Genomic DNA, 8,837 nt, shown 5'->3' with positions numbered 1-8,837 from the left:
GGGTCCATGCGGGCCCACTGCGCATCCGTCAGATCTCCACGTGCCACGAAGCAAGATCATCTCACCTCGAGATCCACTTTCGATACACGCCCTAGGTCGGCGGACCGTCACGAAACTTCGAGGCTAAATTTTGCTACAGCTCACACCACTCTCCGAGCCCTTCGACCGTTCCCGCTCGGACGAAATTCTCCATAACATCCCATGCGCGATCGACTCCCATGACGAAGTCACCTGTGAAGGTTCCTAGATCGTCCATGACCGGAACGTCGGCTTCTCCCTCCGGGGAAACAGAGCCATCCCCAACAAGAAGGGAAACACTGTCCTCGGAGGTGAAGAGATGAATGACGGCAAGATCACCCAGGAAACTGAGGGTCAAATAGGGGTACAGACTGTCCGGCAAATTGACTTCCAGATGCCCCTGACCACTGGCTCGCAGTTCCCTGAAAGCGCTCACAAGGTCACGCAGTTCCGAGCGCCTCTCGGTGGAATCGAAGCGTGCTGATTGCACCGATGTCATGGACCACACAACGTCCATCTTTTACCTCCGAAACTTTTATGGCCGGATTCCGCCGCAGGTCGTCAGCGAGATCGCCAAGAGCTTCCCGCACATCCGGGCCCGGGACATCCGCGGCGCCCTGGCCGAACTGCCGGAGCTGCGGCAACTCGCCTCCCAAGCCGGGAAGTTCGGGCCGCTGTGGGAGCTCGCCGAAGGCTTGGACGCGCTGCCCCGCGGCTACGCGATGCATCCGTGCGGAGTGATCCTGTCGAACGCGTCGCTGCTGGACCGGCTGTAGGGTCCGCGGGTCCGTGCGCAGTCTGGCCTGCCAGAGCGCCGGAATCCGGGTGAGGTGAGCAACGCCGGCGTCGGTGGATCGTGCGCATTCGGGCTGCTGGCCGTCTGGGGGCGGATACTGCGGGTGATCAGTGGTGCTTGCCTCGCGGGACGTTCTTCGGCGGGTCGCCCAGGACCTTCGTGAAGAAGGGATTCATCCTCCGGCCGCGCCTCGATGCCGTACGCCTCCACGGCATGGTCACGTTCGGCTCGGACGCGGTGTCCGCCGAAACCGGCGACGTGGTGGGTGGTGGCTTGGAGATTCTCGTGCTCGGCGACGGCCGGATCAAGGCCGACTACATCTTCCCGGGGCATGACCCGAAGCCGCGAGGTCCATGGCTGCGGCGGCTGCCGAGAGGGCCTCAGCGGATGCCGGGTCGACCGGCAGGAACGCTTCCAGCTTCAGCTCAGCGAGTGTCACGTCGACGGCAGTGGCGAAGGTCGTCACCGTCGTCATCAGGTGCAGCTCACCGTACGAGGACCGCAGTCGCAGCGGCACCGCGAAACCGAGTTGGCCAGCGGAAGGCTCCACCTCGGGGACGTACCCGGCGAGCTCGGCACGCAGCTCCTCCAGGTGGCCGAGGCGGACCAGGATGTGGCGGGCCCACTCGGCGAGGTTGCGGATGCGCGGCGCCAGGCCGTCGGGATGCAGCGCGAGACGGTAGACGTTCCTGCCCGGGCCGACCAGCTCCGGTGCGGCCCCCTCGGTGACCACGTCGAAGGCACTGTTCGCGGCGATCAGGTCACCTCTTTGGTCCATGACCAGTGCCGGATACGGCAGGTGCCCGCGCAGGATGTGCTCGATCGCCGTGCGCACGGGGGCCAGCACCGGGTCATCAAGCGAGCTCTCGGGATAGACCGGCGCAAACCCCGCGGCCAGCAGCAACTCGTTGCGCTCCCGCAGCGGCAGTTCGAGCGACTCGCCCAGGCGTACGACCATGTCACGGCCGGGGACGGACCTGCCGGATTCTATGAAGCTGAGGTGCCGCTGGGTGGTGCCCGCCCGTAACGCCAGTTCCAACTGACTGAGATGACGGCGAGTACGACGTTCGCGGAGTGCACGAGGAAAGTCCACGAGGACCGTTGTAACGGCATCGGTAGGGTCCAGGCCATTCCCTGCGAGGAATTGTCGCCGTCCGAGCCGGCTGTGAGGGTCGTCGGCATGGACATCGGTGTATTGCTTCCGACCGGCACCGCCCAGCGGGGCGAGGCCGACGACCCTCGCAAGCTGGTCGCCTTCGGCCGTCAGGCCGAACGCCTCGGCTTTTCCTCGCTCTTCGTCAATGACTCCCTGATCAGCCCGCGCATCGAGGCGCTGACCATGCTGGCAGCGCTCGCCCCGGCTACCGAGAACGTAACCCTGGGAACAGGCGCGCTGCTGCCGTTCCTGCGCCGGCCGATCCAGGCCGCACAATCCCTGGCGTCCATCGACCTACTGTCCGGCGGACGACTTACCGTGACCGTCGGCGCGGGTTTCCCCGGTCGTTTTGGGCGTCCCTTCTACACGCTGTCCGAGGTGCCGTGGGAACGGCGCTTCGCCCGGCTGGACGAGACGGTTGCGCTGTGGCGGGCTCTGTGGAGCGGCGCCGACTCCTTCCACGGTGAGATCCTCCAGTTCGACAACATTCCGCCCGCGACCAGGCCGTCCCGAGCCGGCGGCCCGCCCATCTGGCTCGGCGGTGCGACCCCCGCAGCGCTGGTCCGCACCGGCCGGATGTACGACGGATGGCTGCCCTACCCTCCCGACCCGGCCGACTACGCGTCCGGCCTCCGGAGCATACGGAAAACGGCGGCCGACGCGGGCCGCGCGGCTGAGGACATCACCCCCGCGCTATTCGTCACGGTACGGATCGACGACGACATCGAGAGCGGCCGCCGGGCACTGGACGCCTACGCGCGGGCCACTTACAGCATGCCACTGACGGAGCTGGAGAAGATCCAGGCGGTCATCACCGGCTCCACTGGCCAAGTCCTCGAAAACCTGGGGCAGTACGTCGCCGCCGGCGCGCGGCACATCGTCACCCGCCTCGGGGCCCTGGACCTGGCCGCTCAGCGCGACCAGCTCGACCGGATCGCCACTCTGATCCCCGCCGTACACGCGTCTGCGGATCACGCCTCCAGATCGGAAAAGTCATGAGCAGTCGGTGCTCAGCCAGGAGCGCGGTCGCCAGAAGATCACAAGAGATCAACATCGACAGCTACAGGCCGCGACCAGTGCACACCGAAACCCGGGTGAGTCGGCGGCGGGAGTTTCACCCGCCGCCGCTCTCAGAACCGTGCGTAAACCTCTCGGCTTACACGGCTCCCATCGTCCAGTCATTTCACGGTCACGGCTTGACGAACTTCCAGTGGGCGAAGAGTCCGGGGAACCGCCTGGCGTGACGGCTCAGGGCTTCTCGCGCCCTGGCTCGTTTCCGTTTGAACCGCTTGTACTTGCGGACGAGCCACCACACCAGGTAGTCGTTGATGCGGTTGAGGCTGGGATACAACGCGGACTGGCTTCGTTCACTTCAAGCAGCAGCGTTTGTATGCCGGTTTGAGCAGCACTTAGAGGGCGTTTGGTCTAGGCATATTGCCCTTTATGTCCTAGTAAGTACCTCGCCAGGTGGGTGTCGTCTCGTCCGTTATGCGCTTGGTGAGGTTGTCGATCGAGGCGACGTGGATCATGGCCTCGGAGCTGGCGGGCAGGGTCTCGTAGTCTCGGGCGAGGCGCCGGTGCAGCATGATCCAACCAATACTTCGTTCGACAACCCAGCGCCTTTTGACAACGTGAAAGCCGCGAACTCCCGGGTTTCTGTTGACGACTTCGACGTCGATTCCAAGGCTGGCGCCGTGCTCGATGACGGCGTTCTTGAAGCCGGTGTCGACCCAGCTCTTGGAGATGGTCGGGTAGGTCTTCTTGGCCTGGTCGAGGAGCTGGATTCCGACGGCGTTCTCGGACAGGCTCGCGGCGGTGACAGTCACGGCGAGGATGAGTCCGATCGTGTCGGTGAGGATGCCCCGTTTCCTGCCGACGATCTTCTTGGCGGCGTCGGTTCCCTGGCTGGTCAGGGGCACGTTGGTGGAGGTCTTCACACTCTGGGTGTCGATCACGGAAGCGGTCGGTTCGGGCTTGCGTCCTTCCTTCACGCGGGCCAGGCCGGTCAGGTCGTAGTTGAGCTGGGTGAGGATTCCCTCGTCGCGCCAGGCGGCGTAGTAGGCGTAGACCGTGCCGTGATTGGGGAAGTCGTGCGGGAGGTATTTCCAGGGGATTCCGGTGCGGTTGATGTAGAGGAGTGCGTTGAATATGTCGCGCAGGTCGACCTTGGCCGGCTGCCCGGTGGGCCTGCGGTCGAGCCGGGCCTTTCTCCAGGCCGTCAACGTCGGCTCGATTAAGGCCCATCGGGCGTCGGACAGGTCGCTGGGGTACGGCTTCCGCTGGCTCACGCCGTAGCGTGATCATGGATGCGGCGGACGGTTCCGTTCCGCTACTGCTGGGCGTTTCTGTCTGATCTTCAAACCAGACGGACTTCGTGCACGAGAACCGGAGCAAACGGGCAGCCAAGTTCGCAGATCGATGGGCGCGAGGGTGCACGTAAAGGGCAAACACCTCAAGCCTGACAGCCATGAAAGTTACTTACCGGCATAGAGCATCTCTAAATGCCCACTTAGAACTCCTAGCGAAAAGACTTTTCGGCGGTTTGTGGTTCCTCGTCTCTCGGTCCGGCGGCATAGGCCAGCGGGGGTGCGATGGCTTGGGCATCGGCTCCCTCTCCGATCCATAACCCGATGAAGAGTGCCGCGGTCGCTTCCAGGAGTCCGGCTCGTTCGAGAGAGCCGCCGGCCACGGGTTCGCAGCCGACATGGCGCACCAACTGGTGTACGAGAGCGAGAGCTGTTTCGTCGTCTCCGCAGACCGGAACGGCCAGTCGGCGCCCGTCGAAGATGGGCGGCGACATACGCCACACGTCCTCGTGGCAGAGATTGAACGCCTTGACCACATGGGTTCCTGGTGCCGCCGCGGCCAGTTGCTGTGCGGCCGAGAGGCCGCTCTGTGTCAGCAGCCGGAAGCCCGGGCCGACCGGATTGCAACAGTCGATCAGCACCTTGCCGTCCATGGCCGCTCGTAATTCCCGCACCACGCTCGTACCTGCGCCGAAGGGCAGCGCGGCCAGCACCACCTGACCGAACTCGGCCGCCGCACGCAGGCTGACAGGCTTCGCGCTGCCCCCGAGGCGCGTCGCGAGTCGCTCGGCCTTGTGCATGTTCCGACCTCCGACGGCCACGTCGTGCCCGGCCCGGACCCAGTGGGTGGCGAGCGCGTCCGCCATGTTGCCCGTGCCCAGTACGCCGATTCTCATCACGCATTTCCTCCCACGACCCGCTTGGACCACTCGCAACGACGCTAGAGGGCCTGTCGGGCACCATTTGGTACGTGACGACCGACGCTTTCCTCGCCGACTGCCGTGCTCGCCTGGCCTTCGACCTCCTGTCCAACACCTGGAACGCCGTGGTGCTCTGGGCCTTGCGCGACGGTCCCAGACGTCCGGTCGAACTACGCGAGCGGATCGGGGGGATCAGCTCCAAGGTCCTCACTGAGACTCTGCGGCGCTTGCAGTCCAACGGACTGGTGGAGCGGCGGGCACACCCCGGAGCGCCACCGCGCGTCGACTACCAGCTCACCGCCCTGGGCCGGACTTTGTTGGCGCCCATCGACGCAGTCGGAGCGTGGGCCTTCGAGCATGGCGATGAGGTCATGGCAGCCCAGGAAGCCGAATGCACCGCCGCCCAGTGCCCCTCAGAGTGAGCGCAGCCGTCGCCAGCAGATGAGCGCGCAGCCCAAGGTGAGAAAAGCTTCGTGGATGTCATCGCGGATCTCCCAGCGGATCCGCAGGGCGGAACCAGTGCAGGTGGGCGAATGCGCGTTCCACGACCCAGCGTTGGGTGCCCAGGCCTGAGCCGTGCTCGGTGCCGCGGCGGGCGATCAGCCGCTTCACGCCGAGGTCCCAGACCAGGCGGCGGTACTTGTCGTGGTGTTCACCGGCAACAGCGATGCGCTATTCAGCCGAGCGGAGTTCACCGGTGACAGCACAGTCGACTTCCGCGGCGCGACGTTTACCGACAACAGTGCGGTCGACTTCCATGATGCGAAGTTCACCAGCGGCACGGTCGACATGTCTGCGGCTAGGGGTCGGCCGCCATCAGGCCTTGTTCCGGCGCACGGGAGCCTCTCCCCGCAGGGCTCAGCCTGCCTCCCGACTGGTACCCGCGGGCGTCCTGACGAGGTTATCCGGCCCATTGACTAAATAGACTCCGGCGTCTAATTCTGTTGAATTTCTCTGATGTAGGTCAGTGAAGACTTGCGAACGCATCGGACGTCAGGCGCCGGCTCTCTGGGCGCGGCCGATCAGCGCGTCGCGCAGGAGGTTGTCGGGCGTGCGCGCCATACGCAGCAGCTCACGCACCACTTCGGCCTTGTCCCAGCGGATGCCGGTCTGGGTCCGCATTTCCAGGAGCCAACCGTCGATCTCCAAGGCCTCGCTCGGTTGCGGCGATGCCGGGCTGTTCGTGCGGCCCGGGCTCAGGGACGGTCGGGCAGCAGCTCGCTCAGCAGGCCACCGCTGCGTCGCCGCTCGATCTCGTCACGGATCGGGCGGACGACGCCAAAGACCGGCCCTGAGCAGCGAGATCAGCACTCCCAGCCCGAACACAGTCGCAAGGGAGTTCGCCAGCAGCTGCACGCCGATGCCCCGGGGTCAACGCCGCGGCCCGGATTCCGGAGCCGGCCACGACCTCAGCTCCGGGGCATTCAGCGGCCGATGTCGTCCAGCTCGGTCACGTCCTCATGAGAGAGGGAGAGTCCCGCGCCGGCGATGTTCTCGCGCAGGTGCGCCCTCGAGGACGTGCCGGGGATGAGCAGGATGTTCGGTGATCGCTGCAGCAGCCAGGCCAGTGCGACAGACATCGGGGTCGTCCCCAGTCGAGCGGCGACCGCCGAGAGCGCCGAGGACTGGAGCGGGGTGAAGCCTCCGAGGGGGAAGAAGGGCACATAGGCGACGCCGTCGTCGGCGAGCCGGTCGATGAGCTTGTCGTCGTGGCGGTAGGCGAGGTTGTACATGTTCTGCACGCACACGATCGGCGCGATGCCCTGTGCCTCGGTGACCTGCTCCTCGGTGGCGTTGCTAACCCCGAGGTGGCGGATCAGGCCCTGCTGCTGGAGTTCGACGAGCGTCTCGAACGCCTCGGCGAGCGAGCCGGGCTGGGGACCGTCGGCGTTGCCGAGTCGGAGGTTGACCAGGTCGAGTACGTCGAGCCCGAGGGACTCGAGGTTCTCGTGGACCTGGCGACGCAGATCTTCGGGCCGCCGAGCCGTGGGCCAGCCACCCCGTTCGTCGCGGGTCGCGCCCACCTTGGTCACGATGTGCAGCGACTCGGGATAGGGGTGCAGTGCCTCGCGGATCAACTCGTTGGTGACCCGCGGCCCGTAAGCGTCGCTGGTGTCGATGTGGGTGATACCGACGTCGACCGCTTCACTCAGAACGGCCACGGCACCCTCGCGATCGGCCGGCGGCCCCATCACCCACGGGCCGGCCAGCTGCATGGCGCCGTAGCCGAACCGGGTGACGGTCAGGTCACCCAGAGTCCAGGTGCCGCCTGGAAGGGAGAGGGAGGGTGTGCTCATCATGTTGCCTTTCGTCGTGCACTTGAGGGGTGGCGTCTGCTGCCTGACTGCCTCAGCATTGGAGAGAAACTTCCTGCCGGGAAGTAGGCACTTTGGAGTGCGTAACCCACCCATCGGTGAGAGGTGCGATCAGTGGCGACGATGAAGGCGGCCCAGAAGAGGGCTCAGGCCAAGGTGGAGTACAATGCCTTCCTCGCAGAATGCCCCAGCCGACAGCTACTCGACCGAATCTCGAACAAGTGGGTCGTCCTGATCCTGTGTGCGCTGGGCGGCGACCACGACCCTGGACCCCCCGGTGCAGCACACGCAGACGCTCCGAAGGCGATGCGTTACTCCGAGATCTCCCGTCTTCTGGCCGGGGTCAGCCAGAAGATGCTGACCCAGACGCTACGGTCGCTGGAACACGATGGTCTGCTCACCCGCACCGTGACGCCAACCGTCCCCGTCACCGTCTCCTACGAGCTGACCGACCTCGGCCTCTCGCTCCACCACATGACGCGCGGGCTCAGAAACTGGGCGCAGACACACATGGCCGAGGTCCTCGCAAACCGCGAGAACTACGACGCCCGCACCTCCTGATCGAACCGTCCAATATCTCCCCATGTGCGGAGCTACACCCTCAGGATCAACAGGACTGAATTCCCTCGGCGGTCATCGCGCCGAATCTGAACAGACCGACCTGGCAGAGAAGTCCTCCAGCGCCCGCGACCAGTCCAGCTCGAACGCCGACACCCAAGCGGCGGCCCGGGCGCTGACCCGACGTTGAGCGAGCAACTGCGCGGCTGCGGTCGGCGCGATCGGTGCCAGTGGGACGGACGCGTGATCGGACTGGGCGCTCATCGGCTCCTCCAGACAGTTCTTCTCACTGCCACGGCACGCGCCAAGGTCCATCGCCATCCAGACGATCTGTCAAAAGCCGCTGGTCACGACCAGAGTCGGGTTCTCGACGATTGGACCTGCGTCGGGCTAGGGCCAGGCTGGCCCCCGTCCGCCCGTCGCCGATGACTCCGCCCTCGGCGGTCATCGTCAGGACATCTGTTGCGTTCATGCCACCCTCCTCCTTCGGGCGTGGTGAACTCCGCGGTTTTGCTGTGCCTTGAGCGCGCCTGCCGACCGCCCTGCTGGCCGTCCGGCGGGTGCAGTCACTTCGGACTGCCGTGGACATGACAGTTGACTGCTGCGCATGCGGCAGGCGGCGGGCAAGTACCGCGAGTGCGGTCATCGCCAGGCAGCCTGAGAGACTGTGGATTAGGGCGCGTATCGAGTCGCGATCAATCTGTGGGATTGCCCTCGCGGCGAGGTCTGGACCGGTAGATCTTCTTGCATGACACGAGTGCAACTGAC

10 protein-coding genes and 3 pseudogenes are annotated in these 8,837 nt (G+C 65.5%); 4 read left to right on the top strand and 9 right to left on the bottom strand.

Annotated elements, in window-relative coordinates:
• Nucleotides 1-133: 133 nt before the first annotated feature.
• Nucleotides 134-517, bottom strand: coding sequence for a hypothetical protein (locus ACFY16_RS42980; protein ID WP_390652667.1), 384 nt, complete (start codon nt 515-517; stop codon nt 134-136).
• A 46-nt stretch (nt 518-563) separates the two neighbouring features.
• Between ACFY16_RS42980 and ACFY16_RS42975 the strand changes: the two are divergent.
• Nucleotides 564-791: pseudogene (locus tag ACFY16_RS42975) on the top strand (hypothetical protein); the annotation flags it as partial.
• A 327-nt stretch (nt 792-1,118) separates the two neighbouring features.
• Here ACFY16_RS42975 and ACFY16_RS42970 read toward each other — a convergent pair.
• Nucleotides 1,119-1,907, bottom strand: a complete 789-nt coding sequence (locus tag ACFY16_RS42970; protein WP_390652666.1) for a helix-turn-helix domain-containing protein — start codon at nt 1,905-1,907, stop codon at nt 1,119-1,121.
• On the opposite strand from ACFY16_RS42970, the gene ACFY16_RS42965 reads away from it, so the two are divergent.
• Nucleotides 1,863-2,969, top strand: coding sequence for an LLM class flavin-dependent oxidoreductase (locus ACFY16_RS42965; protein ID WP_390652665.1), 1,107 nt, complete (start codon nt 1,863-1,865; stop codon nt 2,967-2,969). The two genes, ACFY16_RS42970 and ACFY16_RS42965, sit on opposite strands and share 45 nt — an antisense overlap.
• 190 nt (nt 2,970-3,159) lie before the next feature.
• Here ACFY16_RS42965 and ACFY16_RS42960 read toward each other — a convergent pair whose 3' ends face one another.
• The 3 genes from ACFY16_RS42960 to ACFY16_RS42950 form a co-directional block, all read right to left on the bottom strand.
• The gene (locus ACFY16_RS42960) at nt 3,160-3,321 is read right to left on the bottom strand and encodes a hypothetical protein (RefSeq protein ID WP_390652664.1); all 162 of its coding nucleotides are present in this window, start codon (nt 3,319-3,321) and stop codon (nt 3,160-3,162) included.
• A 97-nt stretch (nt 3,322-3,418) separates the two neighbouring features.
• Nucleotides 3,419-4,258 carry an IS5 family transposase gene (locus ACFY16_RS42955; protein ID WP_390652663.1) on the bottom strand — a complete coding sequence of 280 codons (840 nt, stop codon included), beginning with the start codon at nt 4,256-4,258 and terminating at the stop codon, nt 3,419-3,421.
• 230 nt (nt 4,259-4,488) lie between these two features.
• Nucleotides 4,489-5,172, bottom strand: a complete 684-nt coding sequence (locus ACFY16_RS42950; protein ID WP_390652662.1) for an NADPH-dependent F420 reductase — start codon at nt 5,170-5,172, stop codon at nt 4,489-4,491.
• Between the two features lie 74 nt (nt 5,173-5,246).
• Between ACFY16_RS42950 and ACFY16_RS42945 the strand changes: the two genes are divergently transcribed.
• On the top strand, nt 5,247-5,618 hold the full coding sequence (locus ACFY16_RS42945) for a helix-turn-helix domain-containing protein (RefSeq protein WP_280854449.1): 372 nt from the start codon (nt 5,247-5,249) through the stop codon (nt 5,616-5,618).
• Here ACFY16_RS42945 and ACFY16_RS42940 read toward each other — a convergent pair.
• From ACFY16_RS42940 to ACFY16_RS42925, 4 genes and pseudogenes are all read right to left on the bottom strand, one after another.
• Nucleotides 5,610-5,796 (bottom strand): annotated as a pseudogene (locus ACFY16_RS42940) (transposase); the annotation flags it as partial. The gene ACFY16_RS42945 and the pseudogene ACFY16_RS42940 overlap by 9 nt on opposite strands.
• A 393-nt stretch (nt 5,797-6,189) precedes the next feature.
• Nucleotides 6,190-6,318, bottom strand: coding sequence for a hypothetical protein (locus ACFY16_RS42935; RefSeq protein ID WP_390652661.1), 129 nt, complete (start codon nt 6,316-6,318; stop codon nt 6,190-6,192).
• 171 nt (nt 6,319-6,489) lie between these two features.
• Nucleotides 6,490-6,601 (bottom strand): annotated as a pseudogene (locus tag ACFY16_RS42930) (aquaporin family protein); the annotation flags it as partial.
• Nucleotides 6,602-6,620: 19 nt separating this feature from the next.
• A complete protein-coding gene (locus ACFY16_RS42925; protein WP_390652669.1) occupies nt 6,621-7,493 on the bottom strand; it encodes an aldo/keto reductase family oxidoreductase in 873 nt (290 codons plus the stop codon).
• Between the two features lie 141 nt (nt 7,494-7,634).
• On the opposite strand from ACFY16_RS42925, the gene ACFY16_RS42920 reads away from it, so the two are divergent.
• Nucleotides 7,635-8,072: a winged helix-turn-helix transcriptional regulator gene (locus ACFY16_RS42920; protein WP_390652668.1), complete on the top strand. Its 438-nt coding sequence runs from the start codon at nt 7,635-7,637 to the stop codon at nt 8,070-8,072.
• The last annotated feature ends 765 nt before the right edge of the window (nt 8,073-8,837 follow it).

Source organism: Streptomyces sp. NPDC001315 (assembly GCF_042896175.1).
In the GTDB taxonomy this organism is placed as follows: Bacteria; Actinomycetota; Actinomycetes; order Streptomycetales; family Streptomycetaceae; genus Streptomyces.
Note: the sequence above shows the minus strand (reverse complement) of the source record. Positions and strands in the feature narration are given on the sequence as shown.